Source organism: Paenibacillus gorillae, assembly GCF_000513275.1.
Classification (GTDB): domain Bacteria; phylum Bacillota; class Bacilli; order Paenibacillales; family Paenibacillaceae; genus Pristimantibacillus; species Pristimantibacillus gorillae.
The window spans coordinates 13041-36632 of record NZ_CBVJ010000072.1; the positions used below are offsets into that span (position 1 = coordinate 13041).

The 23592-nt window shown below is 48.5% G+C and carries 20 protein-coding genes and 1 pseudogene; 8 read left to right on the forward strand and 13 right to left on the reverse strand.

Annotation, left to right across the window (positions count from 1 at the left end; all coding sequences use genetic code 11):
- Positions 1-181 precede the first annotated feature (181 nt).
- The 6 genes and pseudogenes from TY10_RS12035 to TY10_RS12060 form a co-directional block, all read right to left on the reverse strand.
- Positions 182-2782 (reverse strand): Ig-like domain-containing protein, encoded by a 2601-nt coding sequence (locus TY10_RS12035; RefSeq protein WP_042163674.1) that lies wholly within the window; start codon positions 2780-2782, stop codon positions 182-184.
- 30 nt (positions 2783-2812) lie between these two features.
- The gene (locus TY10_RS12040; protein WP_042163677.1) at positions 2813-3349 is read right to left on the reverse strand and encodes an RNA polymerase sigma factor; all 537 of its coding nucleotides are present in this window, start codon (positions 3347-3349) and stop codon (positions 2813-2815) included.
- Entirely contained in the window at positions 3342-4682 is a 1341-nt protein-coding gene (locus TY10_RS12045; protein ID WP_162160602.1) for an ABC transporter substrate-binding protein, read from the reverse strand. Before TY10_RS12045 ends, TY10_RS12040 begins: the two co-directional genes overlap by 8 nt.
- 37 nt (positions 4683-4719) lie before the next feature.
- The gene (locus tag TY10_RS12050; protein ID WP_042163681.1) at positions 4720-5868 is read right to left on the reverse strand and encodes an efflux RND transporter periplasmic adaptor subunit; all 1149 of its coding nucleotides are present in this window, start codon (positions 5866-5868) and stop codon (positions 4720-4722) included.
- 19 nt (positions 5869-5887) lie between these two features.
- Positions 5888-6743: pseudogene (locus TY10_RS12055) on the reverse strand (carbohydrate ABC transporter permease).
- 34 nt (positions 6744-6777) lie between these two features.
- Positions 6778-7644 carry a carbohydrate ABC transporter permease gene (locus tag TY10_RS12060; protein WP_052350519.1) on the reverse strand — a complete coding sequence of 289 codons (867 nt, stop codon included), beginning with the start codon at positions 7642-7644 and terminating at the stop codon, positions 6778-6780.
- 173 nt (positions 7645-7817) lie between these two features.
- Between TY10_RS12060 and TY10_RS12065 the strand changes: the two genes are divergently transcribed.
- Positions 7818-8531, forward strand: a complete 714-nt coding sequence (locus TY10_RS12065) for a response regulator transcription factor (RefSeq protein WP_042163686.1) — start codon at positions 7818-7820, stop codon at positions 8529-8531.
- A 1-nt stretch (position 8532) separates the two neighbouring features.
- On the forward strand, positions 8533-9915 hold the full coding sequence (locus TY10_RS12070) for a sensor histidine kinase (RefSeq protein WP_042163688.1): 1383 nt from the start codon (positions 8533-8535) through the stop codon (positions 9913-9915).
- A gap of 521 nt (positions 9916-10436) precedes the next feature.
- On the opposite strand, the gene TY10_RS12075 is transcribed toward TY10_RS12070, so the two are convergent.
- Positions 10437-11288 (reverse strand): NAD-dependent epimerase/dehydratase family protein, encoded by an 852-nt coding sequence (locus tag TY10_RS12075; protein WP_042163691.1) that lies wholly within the window; start codon positions 11286-11288, stop codon positions 10437-10439.
- Positions 11289-11554: 266 nt separating this feature from the next.
- Here TY10_RS12075 and pdxR point away from each other — a divergent pair, with 266 nt between their 5' ends.
- A complete protein-coding gene (pdxR, locus tag TY10_RS12080) occupies positions 11555-12967 on the forward strand; it encodes a MocR-like pyridoxine biosynthesis transcription factor PdxR (RefSeq protein ID WP_042163693.1) in 1413 nt (470 codons plus the stop codon).
- A gap of 76 nt (positions 12968-13043) precedes the next feature.
- Here the strand turns inward: pdxR and TY10_RS31515 are convergent, their stop codons facing one another.
- The 3 genes from TY10_RS31515 to TY10_RS12090 all read right to left on the reverse strand — a co-directional run bounded on the left by TY10_RS31515 (position 13044) and on the right by TY10_RS12090 (position 15207).
- Positions 13044-13478 (reverse strand): MFS transporter, encoded by a 435-nt coding sequence (locus tag TY10_RS31515; RefSeq protein WP_238327566.1) that lies wholly within the window; start codon positions 13476-13478, stop codon positions 13044-13046.
- Between the two features lies 1 nt (position 13479).
- Positions 13480-14442, reverse strand: coding sequence for an MFS transporter (locus tag TY10_RS12085; RefSeq protein ID WP_238327567.1), 963 nt, complete (start codon positions 14440-14442; stop codon positions 13480-13482).
- Positions 14443-14619: 177 nt separating this feature from the next.
- Positions 14620-15207 carry a TetR/AcrR family transcriptional regulator gene (locus TY10_RS12090; RefSeq protein ID WP_042163695.1) on the reverse strand — a complete coding sequence of 196 codons (588 nt, stop codon included), beginning with the start codon at positions 15205-15207 and terminating at the stop codon, positions 14620-14622.
- 139 nt (positions 15208-15346) lie between these two features.
- Here TY10_RS12090 and TY10_RS12095 point away from each other — a divergent pair, with 139 nt between their 5' ends.
- The 3 genes from TY10_RS12095 to TY10_RS12105 all read left to right on the forward strand — a co-directional run bounded on the left by TY10_RS12095 (position 15347) and on the right by TY10_RS12105 (position 19192).
- Positions 15347-16090 (forward strand): response regulator transcription factor, encoded by a 744-nt coding sequence (locus TY10_RS12095; RefSeq protein ID WP_042163697.1) that lies wholly within the window; start codon positions 15347-15349, stop codon positions 16088-16090.
- Positions 16087-17823: a HAMP domain-containing sensor histidine kinase gene (locus TY10_RS12100; RefSeq protein WP_042163699.1), complete on the forward strand. Its 1737-nt coding sequence runs from the start codon at positions 16087-16089 to the stop codon at positions 17821-17823. The genes TY10_RS12095 and TY10_RS12100 overlap by 4 nt, the downstream gene beginning before the upstream one ends.
- Positions 17824-18001: 178 nt before the next feature.
- Positions 18002-19192, forward strand: coding sequence for a cytochrome P450 family protein (locus tag TY10_RS12105; RefSeq protein WP_042163701.1), 1191 nt, complete (start codon positions 18002-18004; stop codon positions 19190-19192).
- 190 nt (positions 19193-19382) lie between these two features.
- Here TY10_RS12105 and TY10_RS12110 read toward each other — a convergent pair whose 3' ends face one another.
- Positions 19383-19895 carry a TetR family transcriptional regulator C-terminal domain-containing protein gene (locus TY10_RS12110; RefSeq protein WP_337588352.1) on the reverse strand — a complete coding sequence of 171 codons (513 nt, stop codon included), beginning with the start codon at positions 19893-19895 and terminating at the stop codon, positions 19383-19385.
- Entirely contained in the window at positions 19816-19983 is a 168-nt protein-coding gene (locus tag TY10_RS32540; protein WP_420329401.1) for a TetR/AcrR family transcriptional regulator, read from the reverse strand. Before TY10_RS32540 ends, TY10_RS12110 begins: the two co-directional genes overlap by 80 nt.
- Before the next feature lie 228 nt (positions 19984-20211).
- On the opposite strand from TY10_RS32540, the gene gap reads away from it, so the two are divergent.
- Complete coding sequence (gene gap, locus TY10_RS12115) at positions 20212-21222, forward strand: type I glyceraldehyde-3-phosphate dehydrogenase (RefSeq protein WP_042163702.1); 1011 nt, start codon at positions 20212-20214, stop codon at positions 21220-21222.
- Positions 21223-21326: 104 nt separating this feature from the next.
- Here the strand turns inward: gap and TY10_RS12120 are convergent, their stop codons facing one another.
- A complete protein-coding gene (locus tag TY10_RS12120) occupies positions 21327-22181 on the reverse strand; it encodes a helix-turn-helix domain-containing protein (protein ID WP_042163712.1) in 855 nt (284 codons plus the stop codon).
- 110 nt (positions 22182-22291) lie between these two features.
- Between TY10_RS12120 and TY10_RS12125 the strand changes: the two genes are divergently transcribed.
- Positions 22292-23440, forward strand: coding sequence for an epoxide hydrolase family protein (locus TY10_RS12125; RefSeq protein ID WP_042163704.1), 1149 nt, complete (start codon positions 22292-22294; stop codon positions 23438-23440).
- Positions 23441-23592 lie beyond the last annotated feature (152 nt).

A 23592-nucleotide genomic window follows, 5' to 3' on the forward strand; every position in this document is an offset into this window, starting at 1 on the left:
GTTTCTCAACAGCACAGACAGGCACGCGTATACAGTGACTATTCTTTATCGGGGCACAGGCGACGCAATGAAAATCGGAAGTGCTTTCTCTCCTAGAAAAATAAAGTAAGGATGCTCTTTAGGAGCACCCTTACCTCAGAACATACCTCGTTTTCCAAACTGAACTAGATGGTAGTCACGACTATTCCACTACAATCCGAATCTTAGCCGATTTGTTGCCGAACTTAATCGTTAATGTTGCATTTCCTTTGCCTTGCGCAGTAACGACACCATGCTTCACATGAGCAACCGTTACTTTAGAGGAACTCCAAATGCCGTCGGTCGTAATCGTCCGTTCGGAATTATCTAAGTATGTTGCGATAGCTTCCAGCTGAATACTCTGGTCACCCTTCAATGTCAGCTGTGTTACCGGTTTGCCGCTTCTATAGATATCGAGATACTTCAGTTGATCGACATCCACACTGATACTAACTGTCTTGCCGTTATACTTGGCGGTTACTTTTGTTTTCCCAGCAGAGATTGCCGTTATTTTACCTTGCGAGACAGAGGCGATTTTTGAATTGCCAGATGTCCATTCCGCCTGTGAAGTAACATCTTTCGTTCGGCCATCCGGCAGCATCGCGGTTAATTTGATAGAATGCGCTGCACCAGATTGCAGCGTCAGCACATCCTGACTCGCCTCCAGCTTCTGGACAGCCCCAACTTCTACCGTTATCGTTACCGTTTTGTTACCATATTTCGCTGTGACGCTTGTCTTCCCTGCAGCAAGCGCATGAATGAGTCCGCCATTAACATCCACAATCGTCTTCGAGGCAGAAGACCATTCCGCAGCATCCGTTACGTTTATCTTGTTGCCAAGGCTGTCTGTGGACGTTAGCGTAATCTGCTTATTCTCATTCACTTCCAGCGTTATCGCATAAGTATCTGCCGTCAGTTTATCCGCTACATCTACATCTACGGAAATCGTTACGGTTTCTCCGCCGAATAAAGCCGTAATGGTTGCCGTACCTGAGCTGTTAGCCGTAATTTGACCCTTATAGACGGACGCAACCTCCGAATTGGACGAGCTCCATTCCGCATTCGTCGTTACATCCTTCACCGTTCCGTCTTTATAAGCAGCCGTCAGAGTGATTGCAGTTGTAGCGTTCTTACGAAGAGCCAGCTTTTTTTGACTCGGTGTCAGCTTCTCAATAATCCCGACAGATACCACTACAGTCGCAGTTCTTGTACCATAGGTTACGGTAATGGTTGAAGTACCATTTTTCAAGGCGGTTATCGTTCCTTTGTTAACCTCGACAACGTCAGGGTGCGAGGAACTCCACTGTGACAGTGCGGTAACATCGACCACACGGCTATCGTTGTAATGGCCATTGGCAGTCAAGGTCAGTGATTCGCCAATTTGCATATCAGCCGTTGTTTTGCTGATCACAATCTGATTCGGAATGTCCACTCTAACCGTCGCGGTTACCTGTTTGCCGCCATAGGCCGCTTTTATCACAGCTGCCCCGGACTTATAGCCCGTCACCTTGCCATTGATCACATCTGCAACAGTAGTTTTATCAGATGACCACTGCGCTTTGTCTGTAATCAATTCCTGCGTTCCATCAGCAAACGTAGCATAAAGCTTCAATTCACGGGACTTATTCAAATCCAGATCGAAGGAATCCGTATCGAAATCCAGACGCTTAGGCACTTCTACATCCACATGAATGGTTACGCTTTTGTCTCCGTAAGCTGCCGTAATTTCGGCTGTCCCAGACTTTTGACCGAATACTTCGCCATTGACCACATAGGCGACTGAATCGTCGGAGGAGCTCCACTTTGCCTTATCCGTAATGCGTGCTTTTTTCCCGTCCATATAAGTCAGGTCCAGTTCGAGCTGCTCGGACTTGCCAACACGCAGGAACAATTCCTGCTTGCTCGCCTCCAGTTTGCGGGAAGCATCGACATTTACTTGAATAGCAGCCGTCTTCGTTCCGTACGTCGCTGTAATCGTCGCAGTGCCTGCACGGTACGCTTTAATAACACCCTTAATGGCATCCGCTACCTTCTCATTGTCGCTTTCCCATTCTGCCTTATCGGATACATTTTGTGTGGAGCCATCCGGATAGGTAGCGGTCACGACGATTTGCTTTTCTTCATTAACTAATAAATTGATTTCCGTAAATTGCATATCGATTCGCCTGGCCAGTTCAACAGATGCTTTCACCGTAAGGCTTTGGTTGCCGTACTTGGCCGTAACTTTAGCCGTTCCAGACTTCTTGCCCGTTACCAGACCATTCACAACAGTTGCTACACTATAATTATCAACAGACCATGCTGCCTTTTTCGTTACATTCTCGCTTGATCCGTCTTCGAAAATAGCGGTCAGCTCGATTTGCTGTTCCTTCCCTACGCGCAGATCGAAGTCATTCATATCCATGGTCAATGCCTTGACCTTCTTGCTCACCGTTACATTGACAATGACTGTCTTGCCCTGATAGGTAGCGGTAATGACCGCCGTCCCTTCCTTTTTGGCCGTAATCGTACCCGCATACACGGCAGCAATTTCCGAATTGCTGCTGCTCCAATCTGTCTTGATCGTCACATCGCTGGTGCCTCCTGTAACCGATACAGCTGTTGCTGTCAGTGAGACGGAGCCGCCTACTTCGAGCGATGCTTCATTCTTGCTTAAGACAAGCCGTGAAATTTCTGCTTCCGCAGCCACTGCTGCCGTACTGCCTTGCATAAGCAATAGCAATACAAGCAAGCCTGCAACAATCGTATGAAATCTTCTCGACATGCTTCAATTTCCCCCTGTTAATGCGTGAATTTACACTCCCATATTGCGTTCCATTTGCAATGCCACGCCGCGCAGCTTCTGTTTCGCCCGGTGAATTCTCGACTTCACAGCGCTGATTGAGGTTTTCTGACGGTCAGCCAGCTGCTCATACGTCAGTCCGTATTCATAGACAAGCAGCAGCGACTGCCGATTGATCGGGTTTAACGAAGACAGCAATTCACGAAGAAAATGCTGATCGACAACGGTCCTTTCCACGTCGGTATCGCCCAAGAAGGCATCTCGAGAGCCGCTGTAGACACACATTTCCCTGCGCTGCTTGCGATACATATCAATAATTACATGACGGGAAACCGTCTTAAGCCAAGCTTCTTTCTGCTCCAGTTGCTCCAGCAGCTCGATGTGACGATAAGCCTTCAAGAACGTTTCTTGAACCGCGTCCTGTGCCAGCTCACGATCCTTGGCAATCGAGAAGGCATAATAATAGACTTGCTTGAAATAACTGACGTATAAATGATGAAGTACCTCGGCGTCTGAACTCACCTGCTGCTGCATTCCTCTGCTACTCATTCAAATATGTCTTCACCCGATTCTGGATTAATTTACTGACTTCTTCCGCAGATTTCTGCCCGCTCATAAAGCTTTTGAACTCCTCCATCGCAATCATAATCACCTTCATATCGCTAGTTCTGCGGTGACCCGCGTTCGAGATCAGCTTCTCCACGGCATCAACCCGTTTCTTGGCGGTTTCGCCATCCGGTAGCATATCTGCCGGAACCATCGTTTCTAGCGTTCCCGTCTCGATTTTTTGCGAAATCTCCTTCAATTTACTGCTGTTGACGGATTTGTTCATCGGCAATCCCGAGAGATCCGGGGAAGCTTGCATTTCTTCGGAAAGCAAAAATTTAATAAATGCCCACGCTTCTTGCTGAACGGCGGATTTGCTGTTAATGCCCAAGCTATATATAGGGCGGAACGCTGAGCCCTCCTTCTGTCCGCTTACATTCGGCTTTTGATAGAAATCCAGCCCATTCGGCATCGTCAGCGCTTGCTCAGGACTGAATATGTTCACCATTTGAAAGGCTGCTTTATTGCTGTTGAATGAGAAGGATTCATTAAGCAGCCCATCTTCATACATCGACTTAATATCCGTTAGCATAGTACGGAATAGCTCCGAGTCAAATTTCGGCTGTCCCTTCTCTACCAATTGATTATAGCTATCCTCGATAAAATCGAAGAGCAGCCCTGTTGGATCGAGACTTATTAATTTGTCCGAATCATTCAGCTTCAGCTTTTTTGCAGCTTCCTTGAATTCTTTCCAGCTCCAAGGTTTGTCTGCATCCACCGAAAGACCCGCATTCTTCAACAGCTCGGTATTGCCCTGGAACAGGCTAATCGAAAAGGAGAGCGGCATCGCATATATACCGTCCCCGTCCTGGGATGCCTGAAAAATATTGCTGTACAGTGCATTCTGGTCAAACGAGCTGTCGCCGGCCATCAGATCATTCAAATTGACCAGCAGTTTTTTGGCGACAAATTTGTCTTGAGGCAATTCACTCATTAGCATCAGATCAGGCCCTTTGCCGGAAATAACCTGTGTCGTTACCGACTGTACGTACTTTTCCACATCTCCAAGTGAAATGGCCTCCATGCTCATACTGCCTTCTGCGGCTGGCTGCGACGTTCTATATTCCTTAATTTCAATATGAATATCCTTATGCTGCTCCTCAAATTTGCGCGCAGCAGCCTCCAAGAAACGATCTTTCATCATAACCGATATGGCGACGGTTTTTTGCCCGCCTTGTTCAGACTTTGGCTTTTCTTCTCCCGTATTCAAATCTTTGGAGCCTCCTCCGCCTCCATTTCCTGAACATGCAGATAGCAGCAAAACAATAGACAACATTACAAAAAAACCTGCTTTTTTCAAATCAATCATCCTCTCAATTTAATCGGATCCGGTTGCCCTCCTGAAGTGGCTGGCTCGATTCCGTAACAATTTCTTCTGCCGGATAGACGCCTTCGAGCACGACGATTTCATCGCCGTTATCCTTGCCTGTCTTCACGTAAGCTTTCTGTACCGTGTATGTGTTGCCAAGTGAGCTTCGTCTTTCGCGAACAACGAATACGTAGCTTCCGGTTGCATCTTTTTTAATCCATTTTTTGCTGATGACAAGCCCTTGCTCCTTGAATGGCTTCTCCAAGCTGATACTGGCTGTTTCTCCTCCTTGAAGACCATCACCCGGCAAGTAGACAACGATTGTTTTCTGACCCTTGGCTCCCCCGCCCTGGCTGTCATTTTCTGCATCCGGCTGATTAGGTTTATCCCCTCCTCCGCTGCTGCCTGGAGAAGCGGTCTTGATCTCAGCGACCGTCCCTTCGATTTTCCGGGGCTTATCCCCGTCTACACTGACCGTCACTTTCTCGTCTTTTCGCAGCATTTCAGCTGAATCTTTATCTACGGTGAAGGTGAATTTGAAACCTTCGCCTCCCTCAAGCAGCGTCAGCACCGGCTGGCCCGGCGGGATGCTCATCCCTTCCTTCGCTTGAAGATTCAATACTTTACCGTCTGCAGGAGCAGTCAAAGTGCGGTTTCGGGACAGCTCCTTACGCAGCGCTTCGATTCTTCTCTCCGCAATGCCCCGGTCCAGCTGCTCCAATTCCAAGTCACGTTTCGCTTTGCGGATTGCCTCCTCATCCTCTAACCGCTGAGCAGCCACAAACTGTTCCTTGAGCAGCTCCCGGTTTAAATTCCGTTTCTTCATCTCGTCTTCCGCGTCAAGCAGCTGCTGCTGCACCTCCGTTCCATCATAGGTGATCAGAATCTGGCCCTTCTTTACTAGGTCGTCATCCTTGACGTGCACCTTCGCAATCTTCCAGCTGTTGTCGCTGTTTATTTCGGTTTGCTTGCGGGGTGTAATAACCCCGCTCCCTTCAATGCGATGAGAGAGCGACTTCTGCGAGGGCTTCTCCGTCGCCACTTTCGGCAGCAAAGCCGTTTGAAGCGTCTGACTGAACAACGTCAGCAGCCCCAATATGAGAAGGAACACCGCCAATGCAATGCCGGCAATCCGTTGTTTTCGCAATACCATGTTGCCAATCTCCCTTCACTCAGCCCTTCACGCCGGAAAGCTGGATTCCTTCGATAAAATACCGTTCGGCGCTCAAAAACAGCAGCACCATAGGCATCATGTATACAACCGAGACAGCGAACGAGACGCCAAGCGCATCTTCCTGAATGCGGGATAAGAAGACCGACAGCGGCTGCATCGCGGCGTCCTGCAAAAAAATTAAGCGGCTGCTCGACCATATTCCAATAATCGACGAACAGAAGCACAATGAGCGCAGCGATGCCCGGCTTCACCATCGGCAATGCAATCGAGATGAATATGCGCCAATATCCGGCACCGTCCATTTTAGCCGCCTCTATATAGGCTGAATGGATGTGGAGCATGAACTGCCTCAGCAGAAATACGCCAAAGGCGCCGAACACACCCGGCAAAATAATTGAGCTGGGATGATTCAGCAGACCCAGACGGTCGGCCATCAAGTAGTTCGGCACAAGTGTCACCTGAAACGGCATCAGCATCGTCATCAAATACAAGAAGAACAATCCGTCTCTGCCCGGAAAATTCAGCTTTCCGAACGCGAATGAGGCGAGCGTTGCCACTGCTGCTTGTCCGATAATAATAGGAGCCACCAGCATGACCGAATTCCAGAACAGGTACAAAAAATTCGGCGTTGCAATCAATACCTTGTTGTACTGCTGGAACGATACCCAGTCCGGTATCCACTTGAGATTGACGAATATACTGGTGTCGGTTTTGCCCAGCATGCTGTAATTCGCCATAATTTCATGTTCCGTCATGAAGGAGCTTACGATGCTCAAGACGACGGGCATTAGCAGCAAGATCGCAATGGCGATCAGCAGCAGCGAGCGCAGCAGCGGCAGTATCCATTGCTTCATCAAGTCATTCACCTCCTCCACTCTTTCTTTGCACTTACTCCATATAAGAGCGGAATATCCGCTCCGTACGGAAGAGCGCGAACATTAGCCCCGTCATACAAAGTGCCATCAGCACAGCGGCAGATGACACCTTCTGAATATCAAGGGACAAAAACATATTGTTCATGTAATGCTGCAGCATGTAGATCCGGTCATGCGGATAGGCGCCGGCCACGAGAAACGTCTCGCGAAACACCTTAAATGAATTCAACACCGACATTAGCACGACCAGAAACGTTGTTGGGGTTAAATAGGTGAGCGTAATGCCGAACAGCCTCCGCAGGGGACCTGCCCCTTCCAGATCGGCGATTTCATAATATTGATCCGGAATGTTCTGCAAGCCGGCCAGAAACAGGATGACGTTGTATCCGATGTTCTTCCACACATAGACCAGCACAATGACAAGGCCAGCCCACTCGGATTTCATCCAGTCTTGACGGCTGTAACCGAAATGCTCCATGACGACATTCAGCGAGCCGTTCCAATCGAATAGAATTTGCCAGACGAGCACAATTGAAGCGACAGGAACTACAAGCGGCAGAACATAAGCCGTGCGCAGCCAGTTTCGGAAAAACACCCGCTGGTTCAGCAGCAGCGCCAACAGGAGCGATACTGTGACAAGAATCGGCACGCTCACGGCAGTGAACCAGAACGTATTGGATGCTGCCTTCTGGAACGAGGAGCTGAGGAGCAATTCCTTGTAGTTAGACAGCGTAAAGCTTCCGCCGATCCGATCTTGGAATGAGTACAAGATGCTCTGCCCGAACGGAATAAGATAGAACAAGGAAAATCCGGCTATGCTGGGCGCTAGAAAAACAAACGCAGCCAGAAGCTCCTTGCGGGACAAACGTTGCAATTTCATGGTGAAACCTCCTATCGGGAGCCGGTAAACATTGGGCACGGCCTTACATCGTCTAGTGTACAAACAAATGTGGGGAGTAAGTATGAAAGCAATGTGGAAAAACTGTGGAATCGGGCCGCTGCCGAATCTTTTATGATAGAATGTTCCTCGATAACCGTTTAGGAGGTTGCCGAATGAAGTCCTATCAAATCGCTGTAGTCGACGACGATGCGCAAATACTAGAGATCGTTGAGGCTTATTTGTATAAAGAGGGTTACCGGACTTTGACCTTGTCGTCAGCCGAAGCTGCGTGGGAGCTGTGGAAAAATGATCCGCCCGATATGTGGATTCTCGATATCATGCTTCCGGGCATGAGCGGCTTTGAGTTATGCCGGAAAATCCGCAAAGAAGCAGAGGTTCCAATCGTCATGATCTCCGCTCGTGATGACGAAGTCGACCGTGTTCTGGGGCTGGAGCTTGGCAGCGACGATTACTTGACGAAGCCGTTCAGCCCGAGAGAATTAGTTGCGCGCGTGAATCGCTTATTCCACCGGCTAAGCTCGATTCGCGAGGCTCAGGAGAACGCTGCCTCTTCGCAGCCCGGGCATACCGCTATCGAGGTTGGGGAGCTGCGGCTCGTTCTGGAAGAACGGCGCGTGTTCTGGCGTGAGGAAGAAATTGAGATGACGCTGAAGGAATTTGAATTGCTGCAGCTATTGTCCGAGCAGCCGAATCGGGCGTTTACCCGGGATGAGCTGCTTACGTTAATATGGGGAGAAAATTACTACGGCTACGACCGGGCGATCGACGATCTGGTGAAGCGGCTTCGCAGAAAAATTAAAGAGCTTCCGATTGATACCGTAAGAGGACACGGCTATCGGCTGCGAACGGAAAGGACGGCGCATTAATATGAAAATGATCTATCGGCTTCATCTTTCCTTTGCCTTGCTGCTGCTATGTACACTGGTAGTTACGGCTGTTCTGATCCACCCTCTGCTGCTTAAGACATTAGTGGACAGCCAGCGGAAAGAACTGCAGGGTCAAGCCAGCATGCTCATGAGTTTCTCGCCGGTTATGCCTCTTGTGCCAGGGGAAGATTGGACGGCAGTGAAAAATGCCGACACGCTGTCTTTAAGCAAGCCCACGAACGCATTATTGTTTACACCCGGGGAGCAAGTCGTATACAGTACCCTCACGGGAGAAGACACGAGCGAGCTTATGGAATTATCGAAGCAAGGGAAGCTTTCATCCGGTGAAATCTGGAGAGGCACCACCGATCAATATATTGTAGAAACAATGACTTCAATTCCAGGCATTCAGGCAGAGTATCAAGTCCCAGCTGTCACTGCGGTAATGGCAGCCCCTTTAAGCAAAATTAAAGAGATGCAGTTCGCCTTGTTTGGAAGGCTTATGATCATTCTGACTGTGGGCGGGATCGTCGCTTTCCTGCTGAGCATGGTCATTACGAGAAGACTCGTTAAGCCGCTCGGCGATTTGACGAAGGAATTGAATAAGGTGGAAAATCGCCGTTTCTCCGAGGTCCGGCTGGTTGAGACGGGCGGTGAGATTGGAGATGTCGCGAAAGCCGTCTACAATCTGGCCGGCGAGCTAGAGAAATATCAGCGCACACAAAAGCAGTTTTTCCAAAATACGTCGCATGAATTGAAGACGCCGCTTATGTCCATTCAAGGTTACGCCGAGGGTATCAAGGATGGTGTCTTTACGGGGGAGCTTGCCAATAAGGGCTTGGATGTCATTGTCAAGGAATGTGAGCGGCTGAAAAAAATTGTGACGGAAATGATCCTTCTTGCCAAACTGGAAAGCGAGGAAGGCATATTTCATATGGACAAGGTCCCGGTACGGGAGCTGATCGCAGAGACGATAGAACGTATTAATCCGCTGCTCGTCAAGAACGGCTTGCGGGTCGAGCTGGACGGGTTCGACAGCAGCCAAGAGTGGTCGATCTATGCAGACCGGGAGAAGGTGCTGCAAGCACTCATCAATATTTTGGGCAACGCAGCCCGTTATGCGAAGCACACGATTCACATTCAAACTTCTGCTGACGCTGAAGGAATTGGCATTGGCATTACCGATGACGGCGAAGGTATTCCTGAGCCGCTGCTATCCCAGCTGTTTGAGCGGTTCGCGAAAGGAAAGAACGGCGAAACAGGGCTTGGCCTGGCGATATCCCGCGCCATCGTCGAGCGGTGCCGCGGCCGGATTTCAGCCCATAACGAGCCGGGCGGCGGCGCGGCATTTGTGATGCGTTTTCCGGCAGAAGGAAGAAGTTAAGGTGGGTAGTAAGTGAAACGGCGCGTAAAGCAAGCAATGCTAGGCTAGGTTTGCCTAGCATTGCTTGCTTTACGCAGTAGAGAGCGGGTTGATAAGAAGCTGGGTTCGCTAATAGCGGGCCTAGCTTCTTTTTGTGCGTTAGTATGTTAAGTTGGAAGAAGTAAGCTGCTATACAGCGAAACGTATTCGCTATATTGCGAAGGTACGTTCACTGTCCCTCAGCCTGGGGCACATCATCGAAGGCACATCAGCGAAGCAGATTCGCTAAATAACGAAGGCAGGTTCGCTCTGAGTCGTCCAGATGTGGGACTATGAACAAACAGCGAACTCATTTTCGCAAATGGAGAATCAAGGTTCACGAAAAGCGAAAATTGGTTCGCTGGAGTCCGCTGGCCTACGAAACTACTTGCTAATAGCGAAGTTAGGTTCGTAAAAAAGCGAATCTGGTTCGTTCGGTAACAGGGGAAACCTGCGAATGGCAATGGCGAACGGCCATGGAGCGAAATTCATTTTAAGCTCTCCTATTTTAACGATTGCGCAAACCCTGATCTCCAAGTCGGATATTGCGGCACCCAGCCGTATTTCCGCGCTTTAGCATTCGATGCGCCACGTTCCCAGTCATTGCTGCCCGATTGAAATTCAGGCCCAGGAGCATGCAAAGCTTCCGCATAAACGGGCAGCCATTCCGTACCCGAGGCAGGCTCATCGTCTACAATGTTCAGCGTACCGGATGGCCAATCCAGTGCCAGCAAGGCCGCATTCGCCGCATCCTCGACATGAAGGAAAGAGGTGATGCCATCCGTTGCCGGAAGCTCGTGATTCCGTGTTTTGTCCGCCATAGCGCCCTTGCTGTCATACCAAGTATGAGGTCCATACAGGGTGCCGTACCGGAGAATAACGTGATCCGGAAGCTCTGCTGCCGCTTCTTCTAATGCGACAATGCCATCAATGGTCGTCTTCCGTGGAGCAGCTGCTTGGATATCCAAGGGAACTTCTTCTGTAGCAGGTTGCTCGCCCGGCTCATACGCCCAGGAAATACTTTGAGCGATTATTTTTTTAACGCCTGCCTGCTTAGCAGCGTCCACCAAATTCCGAGTGCCCTCCATCCTAATCCGGGCATTGTCAGCTGAGCTCCAATTGCTGAGCGAGGTGAGCTGATGCATGACGGCATCAGGCTTGATCTCACCAATTGCTTCAATAATTCCCTCCCGGTCAAATGCATCTGCAACGATAGCCTTTGCTCCTAATGCTTCTATAACCTGCAACTGCTCAGCATTACGAGTCATTCCTATCACTTCATGGCCTGCCTTCACTAACTTAGGAAGCAGTGAACGGCCTATGACACCGGTTGAACCGGCTACAAATATTTTCATAGGATTAAACCTCCAGAATTATAATTTACTAATTTAATTGTAGTTCCGCTATTCTAGGAAGCCAAGTCCTCCTAATATCCCCAAACTGAATTGTCCCATACTGTCGTAAGCCCAGCAGGTTGCCAGATACCGTACCTCTGTAGTATCCATGCTCCTGACGGGGTTTATTGGCAAGCTTTATATTAACACGAAGGATTGGTATGAATAAGCACCACTCTCATGCTAATATTGGCATACCAATTCAAGGATAGGAAAGGAATACATTTATGCCGAATCCGTCAGATCCTTATACAACCGCCGATACGAAAACAAAACGGGTCTATGAGCTGCTTCGAGAGCGTATTTTCAAAGGCAGATATGCTGCGGGTAGCCGTCTTCCGTCAACGAGGGATATTGCAAGCGAGCTCGGAGTGTCACGGGCGCTTGTTGTAGAAGTGTATGAACAGCTTATAGCTGAGGGCTATTCGGAAGGCCGGCAAGGTTCCGGAACCTATGTATTGGATTTAGGAAGCAGCCGGTCTTTTCAAGACCGGCTCACCACTTCAGATGATGCTCCGGCTGGAATAATGTCCACGGAATTCGCAGAAACGCGGTTCAACGGCATTGATTTTCGTCCGAGCTTTCCAGCTCTTGAACATATTCCGTACAAGAAGTGGAAAGAAATTACGCTAAGTGTATATGATAATGTCCACTCATCGGTATTCGGCTATGAGGAAGATCCGGCAGGCAATTGGCTGCTTCGCACGAACATTTGCCGGTATCTGCTGCGTGTCAAAGGAATTCAGTGTTCACCTTCGCAGGTTGTCGTGACAGCCGGAGCTACCCAAGCCATCGCCCTGTTATGCAGGCTTTTATTGAAGCAAGGAGACACGGTAGCCATTGAGGACCCCACCGCTAACTTTATCCACTCGATTTTTGCATCGACTGGCGCCGATATTGTACCAGTTCCCGTTGATGATCACGGCTTGTGCGTCGATGACTTGCCGGTGCATTCGCAGCCCAAATGCGTCTTTGTTACCCCTTCGCATCAATTCCCTTTCGGCAGCATCCTGTCTATCGGCAGACGCATTCAGCTTCTGGACTATGCCCGGCAAACCGGAAGCTACATAATCGAAGACGATTATGACAGTGAGTTCCGATATGCTGGAATGCCCGTTCATGCGCTCCGGGAGCTTGATGCCGAGCGAGTCGTTTATGTCGGGACGTTCAGCAAAAACTTGTTCCCCTCACTTCGGCTCGGTTATATGGTCGTTCCACAGGAAATACTAAAACCGCTGCTGCACTTAAAACGCATGACAGACATGCAATGTCCCTCCTTATCCCAGATTACTTTGGCGAGATTTATGGCTGACGGCCATCTTGAGCGTCACATCGCCCGTATGAAGCGGATTTATGGAAAAAGGCGCAATCGTCTCATCTCAGCTTTAACAGAAGCATTCGGCAGCGGGGTAACGATTTCTGGTGACGCCGCAGGCTTGCATCTGATTGCGAAATTGTCGGGACATAAATTTGACTCCCGTACTGCCGCACAAGTTGAAGAACAGAATATTAAAATTTATCCTGCCGAGAGATACACCATCACCAAAGGCAAGTATGAAGAAAGCCTGATTATGGGGTTCGGCAACGTTACGGAAACGCAAATTGCAGAAGGCATTAAGACGATCGCAGAGCTTATATGACAATGTAAAAAACCAAGGAGCCGTGCGCGAACAAGCGCTTAGCTCCTTGGTTTATCTTCGTTATCAACTCATTACATTAGGAAATCTTCCTCTGTCTTAGTATCGCGAAGCTTAACAGAATGCCGAGCACCGTAACGCTTGCGGCAATTACGAATGCGGTGCGAATTGCATGATTCAAATCGGTCGCTGCCATCGTTTCCAACGATGCTTCCGTGCCCAGACTAGCAGATATGATTGCCATAATAACAGCCAAGCCGATGGCTCCGCCAATTTGCTGGCCGGTCGAAATCATCGCAGAACCCACGCCCTGTTCCTTCGGATCCATCCCAGTGCTGCCCGCAATGAACATGGTCGTAAAGACGAGCGCCTGGCCGAGACCGATAATAACCGTCCCCGGAATGATTGCCCATACATGGCCCGATACAGAGAGCCCGCTAAGCAGCAGGAATCCGATGCCTCCTAGCCCCATACCGGCAGCAATTGTGCCGGAAGTTCCGACGACCGATAGCATTTTATGAACAAGCTTTGCCCCAAAAAATTGCGCTGATCGTAAGCGGCAAGAAGCTTAAGCCGGATTGGATCGCCGATAAATGCAGCACACCTTGCGTGTACAAAGTCAAAAAGTAGTACAGCGTACCGAACGAAGCTGAGAATAGCGCTGCCGTCAAAGCAGCACCGGTCAGGTTGCGATTGCGAAACAATCGGAATGGGAGTAACGGTTCCCTCGTACGATTCTCGATTATTACGAATAACAGAAGCAAAGCAGCGCCGAAAATTCCGAACGTCAGCGTCCCCGCACTAACCCAGCCCTCTACTGGGGACTGAATCAAGTAGTACACGATGAAGATCATGCCTGCTGTCACGGATATTGTACCCGCTGCATCATAATGCTTTTTGCCCGATTCCACTTTGCTCTCCACAAGTACAACAGGCGCAAGAATGATTGCGATTATCGTGATCGGTACGTTAACGAAAAACGTAAATTTCCAGCCGGCATAGCTCGTTAACACTCCTCCCAGCAGCAATCCGGCAGACAGGCCGACACCGCCCATCGCAGCCCATATCCCCATTGCCCGGTTGCGCTCGGCGCCTTCATTGAAATTGGACATAATTAGCGACAATGTTGCTGGCGACAGGAGCGCTCCGCCAAGTCCTTGCAATCCCCTGGCAATGATCAGAAGCATTTGCGAAGTTGCCAGACCACCGAGCAATGACCCTAAACCGAACAGGCTCATCGCGATGATAAACATTTTACGCCTGCCGAGCAAGTCAGACAGCCGCCCTCCAATTAACAGAAATCCTCCAAAAACAAGTGAATACGCACTGACAACCCACTGCAAGTGGTTAGCGGAAAAGGCTAAAGCCTCCCCTATTGAAGGCAGTGCCACAAAAATAATCGTGTAATCAAGCGCCATGATTAACTGGGATACAGCAAGCAGCATTAATGCTAGACCCTTATGTTTGTTAACAGTCATGTTGAATCGTCCTTTCCCTTTTACAGACCAAACAGTCTATTATGATTAAAAAAAGATTACTCCTTGCTTTCTAGACTTTTCAGTCAAATTTCCCTGCAAAGTTTTATCGGACTGAATAGTCTAGAATAATCAGACACAAGCGGCATTGCCGCCTTTAAATCAGAAGATTCTCTTGCATTAATAATGATCAAGCGTAGAGAGTACAACCGCTGCAACATCCTCTAGAACTTTAGGATCGTTAGATAGCTTCGCTGTTTGCGTCAGTCCGTAGCGTGCATGGTATAAATAACGTGCCAGCGCATGAAGGTCATGATTTGCTCCGATTTCTCCCTCTCGTTGAGCACGGGCTAACGCTTCATAGAACGCTTTTTCCAACAGCATGCGATCTCGTTCAAATAGCGCTGCAATTTCAGAATCATGAGGGATTTGATCAATAGCGCTGTATAGTATCAAACATTCTTCACGCCGCTCTTCATCTTGCAGGGCAAATACAACGGTCTGAAAAATATCGGCGATCACTTTTTTAACCGGCTCCGTACGATCCAGATAGGCAACTGCAGCAGATGACTTTTCTTCTACATAATGCTTCACAGCCTTAATGAACAGATCTCTCTTCGTCCCATAAGTATCATAAAGACTCTGACGGGCAATCCCTAAACCATCCAATAAGTTTTGGAGAGATGTACCCTCGTAACCATAGCGGCCGAAAACCTTCATCGCCTTATGCAGAACCTCAGTCGTATCAAATTCCTTGCTTCTTGCCATTTCCTCAGCCTCCTTTCGACCCTATCTTACACAATCCAGACCATTCAGTCAATAATTATTATGAAATGCATGCTGACTTTTGCTACTGTGTTTAGGTTCTGTTAAAGTGAGATTGCTACTATGAAAATGGGTGAAAACGATGAAAACAACGACTAATCAATCCGACATAAAAATCGCAATCGTCGACGACGAGCCTTCGATTGTTACCATGCTGCAAATGGTGCTGCGCAGAGAAGGATTCAACCAGCTATACTCGGCTTCCTCCTGTGCAGAAGCACTAAGCTTAACGAAACGCATAGTCCCTGATATCATTCTGCTCGACATTATGCTTCCCGATGGCAGCGGCCTTGAGCTTTGCTCGAAGCTTCGCGAATACGGCAATCCGCATATTTTCTTTCTGACGGCCAAAACTTCTGACCTTGATGTTCTTCGGGGCTTCGCCATGGGCGGGGATGATTATATTACGAAGCCCTTCAACCCGCTGGAGGTTGCTGCGAGAATTCAGGCACGCATACGCCGTCTGGAGCCGGAGACTATGGCGGCTAGTCCAATGAAACGGCCCGAATCGGGTATTTATCGATTCAGCCGCTTCACTATTAATGAGGCGGAGGGCGAATTAATCGTGGAAGATCAGCTTGTCCCTTGTCCTGCGCAAGTCTTCCAGCTATTGCTGCACTTCAGCAAGTATCCGGGCATCATATTTTCCAAAACGCAGCTCTACGACAAGGTTTGGGGGATTAATGGACAGGGTGATGACGCGACCGTGATGGTACACATCCGGCGCATAAGAGAGCGTATCGAGATTGATCCTGGCAATCCAAAGCTGCTGCTTACTGTACGCGGACTCGGCTACAAGCTGGCAAAGGAGTCGCAGGAGCAATGAAAATCCAGCAACGTATGGCTTTCCACTTTACATATCAATTGATTTTCTATGCCTTGTTGATAGTGGCCCTCACGCTGATTGCCTGCATCCTGTACTTTCAGAATACGAAAAACAATGAATTTCGCCGGAATTTTCCGGTTGGCGCCCTGCAGCTGATTGCGCAAGAAGCGAGCTCCAAGGACGGGATGATTAAGGTCTCCCCCAAGTGGGACCGTTTCATTGAGGAAAAAGGGATGTGGATGCAGGTTGTGAATGCGAATGGCGATGTGATTTACGCCGTCAATACAGCATCACATGCACTGCCGTCCTCTTACTCCACCGCACAACTGCTCGATATTCAGGAAACACGTATACTAGAGAAATTTGCCGTCTATACACAGCTGAATTTTACGTTCAATGAGCCGCTTCTATATATGATGGGCTACCATAATGGTGAGCTGGACCAGCTTATAAGTTTATTCAATGACTACGGGCATAAGGGACTGGTGCAAAACGCAGCGATTCCTCAACTGAATCAGAAGCTGCGCGAGACCGGCTCTTATCTGCAGATAATGGACTCTGCAGGACATCCGGTGCAAGGCGTAGGCGATGAAGCTTATGTACAGAAGACGTATCGTTCGCTGGATATTCTGGCCATCCAGCAATCACCCGGCAACTATGACACGAATATTGTCACCCACCGGGACAAGCTGAGCGGAATGAGTTGGATTCTCTACACGCCTAATACTACTGGGGGACCTCTAAAGCATCCGCTAATGGACACGGCAACTCGTAATTTATTCTGGTTTGTTGGCCTCATTCTGCTGTTGGCCATTCCGCTCTCCGTCTGGCATGGCAATCGCTACGGACAGCCGCTTATTTTGTTTGCAGGCTGGTTTGAACGGATGCGCAAGGGGCAGTACAACGAAGTGCTGACCGCCAAAGATATGCGCAAGGTGTTTCGCCGCAACGGCATGATGCGTTCGAGATACAAGCTTTATAAGGAGGTTATTGAATCCTTTTATCAAATGACGCATCAATTGGAACAAACCGAGAAGGAACGTGCAAGGCTGGAGAAGTCACAAGCAGAGTGGATGTCAGGGATTTCCCATGATTTGCGGACACCCCTTTCCACCATTCAAGGTTATGGGTACATGCTGGAAAGCTTGCCTGAAGAATGGAGCCAGGAGGAGATGCGGATCATGGGATCAACAATTCGGGAAAAAGGGGATTATATGCTGGAGCTGATCTCTGATTTCTCCATGATTCATCAGCTCAAGCAGGGTGATTCCATTATAGAGCTGCGCGAGATCGATTTGGATGAGCTGGTTCGCTGCTCCGTACTGAAATACATCAACGACGCTACGATGTCCCAGTATCCGTTCATCTACGTTGGAGAAGAACGTCCCTTGATGATACAAGCAGATGAAACTTGGCTATTGCGGCTGATGGACAATCTGCTGTCCAACGCCGTGAAGCATAATCCGCCGGGCGTAAGTGTTACTGTCTCTGTAGGCATGCTCAACAACAAAGCATACATCCGGGTTATTGATAATGGCCAAGGGATGGACGAGGAAACGCTGCACCATTTATTCAAACGCTACTACCGCGGAACGAATACGTTAGAATCGACGAATGGCTCCGGCCTTGGAATGAGCATCGCCAAATCGATCGTTGAAGCGCACGACGGCGAAATTCAGGTTCAGTCTAAAGTGTTGCAAGGGACGAAGATTGAGATTTTACTGCCTTGCTGATCAACATGATTACAATCATTAATAGTATGAATGAGAAAAAATGACATAAATTCCTCACACAGAACGATTAATCTTTGTTCAATATAGACATATATTAGACATGTACTTGTACATTGATACGTACTGCTGCCCCTTCCATTTTACACAAAGAATTTCTGATGAGAGGAGTTAAACCATTTTGAGTACAAACGAAACCTCCCTGTCTGAGTTGTTCACCAAAGAATTCACACAAAACCCCTATCCTGTCTATGAGAAACTGAGAGCGAATATTCCGATTTTCAAGGTGCTGTTTCCTAACGGTGAATTCGGCTGGATGATTAACCGGTATGAGGATGCCGTAGAGGTATTGAAGGATAATCGTTTTAGTAAGGACATCGTCAAGCTTCACGGACCTGATCAGCAAAATATCTTTGTGCATAATATGCTCTTTGCCGATCCGCCTGATCATCGCCGGCTGCGCGGACTCGTACAAAAAGCCTTCACCCCCCGAATGATTGAGGGCATGAGAAGCCATATTCAGCAAATAGCCGATGATCTTCTGGATGGTCTCAAATCCCCCGATAAAATGAATCTAATTGATGAGTTTGCTTTTCCATTACCGATTATTGTCATCAGCGAGATTCTCGGTGTACCTGTTGAAGATCAGGACAAATTTCGGTTATGGTCCAACTCCATCATCGATGCAACAAGTGAAGAGCATGCCGAAGTAATTGAGCAGCATATCCAGGAGTTCACAGATTACTTGAATGCCTGGTTTGCCAAAACACGCGAGCAGCCGGGTGACGATCTGATCAGCCAGCTCGTCATGGCAGAGGAAGCAGGCGAACATTTATCGGAAGAGGAATTGCTCAGCGTTGTCGCGCTGCTGATCGTAGCCGGACACGAAACAACCGTTAACCTGATCGGCAACGGCGTTCTCGCCCTCTTGGAGCATCCCGAACAACGTGATTTGCTTATCCAGCAGCCAGAGTTAATCCACAAAGCCGTTGAAGAAATGCTGCGTTATAACGGACCGGTTGAATTCAGCACATCCCGCTGGGCATCGGAAGATCTCGATTTCCATGGACATCAGATAGCCAAAGGCGAGCTTGTTATCGTCGCGCTTGATTCAGCCAATCGGGATGAAGCGAAGTTTCAGGATGCGGATGTGTTTGACATCACTCGGGAGAAGAGTCCGCATCTGGCCTTTGGCAAAGGCATTCACCTCTGTCTGGGGGCGCCTCTTGCTCGGCTTGAAGGCGAGATCGCCATCAATACGCTGCTTCGCCGTTTCCCCGATATGCAACTGCAGGCCGATGTTCAAGAACTGGAATGGAGACCAGGCATGATTGTTAGAGGACTTAAGGAAATTCCGGTCAAACTTAAATAAACCCTACTAGGGTTATAAACGAGCAGTATAAGGAAGAAGAAATACATAATCCTGTATTTCTTCTTTTATTTGCGCTTGTAACGAAGTACCGTCTGCAGCCTCCAGCCCGTGCAATCTCTGTATCTCCCGCCAATCCATTTGCAGCTTCTCTGAGCTGGAGGACGGAAGCTCCTACATTGCCGAGCTCATACTAACCGCTCTTCAAGCAGCATTGCTCCAAGTAGGATGAGAAGATTGCTGTATTCGTATGCATATGCTTGTTATCTCCATCCAGCTTGCTCAACAAAATACCGCCTTCCAACAACGAGAAAGCAAATGATGCAAGTGCCTCCGAATCCAAATCTGCTTTAAACTCCCCTGCTCTAATCCCGTCGCTAATAATACCCTTCATCAAATCCAGAAAATTATGCAGCCCTTGCCTTGCCCGGTCACGAAGCTCCGTATGCGTATCATCACTTTCCACCGCCGTATTCTGCATCGGACATCCGCCAATAAAGGGAGGGTTGTTGACCACATCTCCGTAAACTCGAAAAAAAGCAATCAACCGTCCCGACGCGGACTGCTCTTGATCGACCGCCTCAGATAATTTACTGCTGACCGTACTGGCAGCATAATTGTAGGCTTCAAGCGCAATCTCGTCTTTGCTGACAAAAGTGCCGGTAGATGCCTCCCTTCTTAATTCCTGTATCCGCAATAATATCATTTAGCGAAGTGCCGGCATAACCCTTCTGATTAAAGATAACCGCTGACTTCATAATGATGTGTTCTCTTGTCCGATCTCCTTTTTTCATAGCTTCCTCCGAATGAACTTATTCTAATTCAACATTATATCAAAACTTAGACGACCGAAGCCTTGCCAATCCGTAAAATCATGATACAATAAAGATACCGATTGGTCTCTTATTTTGCAACATTCACTCTCAAGCAATTTTAGGAGCTCAGCGCTCCCCGCTTTCCTTTGATTTCATGACAGGTGTTTGCCTGTTTGAAATAAATGACGATTCCAGGAGGATTATTTTATGAGTGTAAAAGTAGGCATTAACGGTTTTGGACGGATAGGCAGACTCGCTTTTCGCCGTATTCAAGAGCTGGAAGGTATCGAGGTTGTGGCGATTAACGATCTGACCGATGCGAAAATGCTGGCTCATCTGCTCAAATATGATACAACGCAAGGCATGTTTGCTAGCGATATTGAAGTTCATGACGGGACCTTCACGGTTAAAGGCAAAGAGGTTAAAGTGCTGGCTAACCGTAACCCCGAAGAAATTCCTTGGGGCGAGCTTGGGGTAGATATCGTTCTGGAATGTACAGGTTTCTTCACTACCAAAGAAAAGGCAGAGCTTCACCTGAAGGGCGGCGCCAAAAAAGTTGTCATTTCCGCCCCGGCAACAGGCGACATGAAAACCATCGTGTACAACGTAAATCATGACACGCTGGACGGAACAGAAACCGTCATTTCCGGCGCTTCCTGCACAACAAACTGTCTGGCTCCTATGGCTAAAGCTCTGCATGACAAGTTTGGCATTCATTCCGGATTAATGACGACCGTTCACGCCTATACAGGCAATCAGAACACGCTGGACGCTCCTAATCCAAAAGGTGACTTCCGTGCAGCACGGGCTGCGGCGGAAAATATTGTTCCCTATCCAACCGGCGCAGCAAAAGCAATCGGTCTGGTTCTTCCCGAGCTGCAGGGCAAGCTGGATGGCGCATCTCAACGTGTGCCAGTTGCTACAGGCTCCGTAACGGAGCTTGTTGCTGTTCTGAACAAGAAGGTTACAGTTGCGGAAGTTAACGCCGCCATGAAAGAAGCCTCTGATCCCGAAACTTACGGTTACACGGAAGACGAGATCGTATCTTCGGATATTAAGGGAATGACTTTCGGCTCCCTATTTGACGCTACTCAGACAAAGGTTCTGACGGTTGGGGACCAGCAGCTGGTGAAAACTGCAGCCTGGTACGATAACGAAATGTCTTACACGGCTCAATTGGTTCGAACGCTGGAATACTTCGCTAAAATCGCGAAGTAACTCCTCCGCAATGCCAGTGCTAGGTGCATGAATAGACACAGAAGCGGGTGCTATCCTCTAATCAGGACAGCACCCGCTTCTTCATTTCTATTTGCTATGCCTTATTATTGAGCACTAGAGAACTTACGGGAGATATTCCGGTAAGCTGTCGGGGACAACCCTTTTCTAGCTGTAAACTGTTTAATAAAGTAAGTGTCATACTCAAATCCGGCAGCGAGCGCTATTTCACTCAGACTCATATCAGTATGGGTCAGCAGATCGCCCGCCACCTTTAATCGATGCGTCAGCAAATAGCCGATCGCTGTATACCCGCACCTCTCCTGAAATCGCTTATTTAAAGTGACACGATTCAAATGCGCGCACTTCGTCAAATCCTCCAACGATATTTTTCGCGGATAATTCGTATGAATATAGTCTAACGCTGCATCGACAGGCGAATGCTCGCTATTGCGGTTCAGTTCCTCCAACAAGCCCAATATTTGAATGAGATACTTTTTAATTCTGCACACCCAGAGCGCATCGCTTTGCGCCTGCACTTCCATGCCAAGGACGAAAAACCATTCCAGCAGCAGCGGGAACGCTTTTTCCGTCATACGAGGCACTCCGGCATAATGATGATTGCTCTGAAATAGAGAAAGTCCCGTTTGTATGCTTGGCGCTGACGGAAAATACTCTTTAGTCTCGGAAAGCGTTACGGTGTTAAGAAATTCAGGATGAAAGCTGAAAGACTGAGCAACTGCGTTAATCTTTTCCGCGATTTGCACATGAGCACCCTCTGCCAAGCAAAAAACGCCGGGCGCATCAATTGATATGGGACGTTGATTCAATGTCCCTTTTACACTTCCGGATGTTATAAAAATGAGCGTAAATCGTTCGGAATAAGGAAGCCTGCTGAAATCCTCCACTGCTGCAAATTCTATATGCACGGTTCGTTCCTTGTGTCTGTCTGCTTGCGGCATCACGATCACCTATCAAATAGTATAGTTGGTTGCTTCACTTACTCCAGTGTAACATACCGGTTCAAGGACTATAATGAGGTTGCAAATGAACAAAAAAGGAGGAAATCATAATGACTGTTGAACGGTATCATATCCATGTCTCCGATGAAATCCTTAACGACCTGCAATATAGACTTCATCACATCCGCTGGCCGGACTCACTGGCAGACGAAGGCTGGGAAAGAGGAACCGATCTAAACTATCTGCAATCACTCGTTGCCTATTGGAGGGATCAGTACGACTGGCGCGCACAAGAATCGGCGTTGAATCGGTTTTCCCAGTTTTGCTCCACGATCGACGGAATCAATATCCATTTCGTACACGAACGCGGCAAAGGCCCTAATCCGCTGCCTCTTATTCTTACCCATGGCTGGCCTGACAGCTATCTTCGTTATGAAAAAATAATTCCGCTCCTAACCGATCCTGCACGTTACGGGGGTCATGCAGAAGACGCCTTTGATGTCATCGTCCCTTCCTTGCCTGGATTCGGATTTTCCGGCCATCCTGCTCGGTCAGGGATCAACAATTATGTTGTGTCCCAGCTGTGGGCGAAGCTAATGACCCAAGAATTAGGCTACAATAAATTTGCTGCTGCAGGCGGAGATATCGGCTCCGGTGTTACCAGGTATCTGGCAGCCAATCATCCTGAGCTTTTACACGGAATCCATCTCACCGATGTTGGCATTATAAGAAGTCTCATGGCTTCACAGGATGATTCGTCACTAGCTGAGGAAGAACGTCAATATAAGAAAAAAGCTGCCGAGTGGGTTTCAAGAGAGGGAGGCTACTTGTCCATTCAGTCGACTAAGCCGCAGACACTTGCCTACGGACTCTCCGATTCGCCGGTTGGTTTGGCAGCTTGGATCGTCGAGAAATTACGTGCATGGAGTGATTGTAAGGGTGATCTCAACCAGATATACAGCATGGATGAGGTGTTGACGCATATTATGATCTATTGGGTGACGAACACCATCGGGTCTTCAGCCAATATGTATTACGAAAATTCACATTCCTTGCCGCCGCTCGGCCCCATTGAAGTTCCAACTGGACTGGCTCTGTTCCCCGAGGATATACTGCTGCCTCCTCAATCTTGGACAGAACGTAATCTGAATGTGACGCGCTGGACAACAATGCCCTCCGGCGGGCATTTTACGGCGATGGAGGAACCGGAGCTTCTGGCCGAAGACATTCGTGCATTTTACAGATCTATTCGAACATGATGCCAACTGATGGCGCCGCCGGTAATCAAAATGTAAAAGTACATGTTGTCGGCCGCATTTTGCCCGATTTATCGCCTCAAAATGCAAAAGTGCAGTTTGATTAGCTAAAAAAGCCGCTTTATCGTGAAATATAGTGATTTCAACTGCACTTT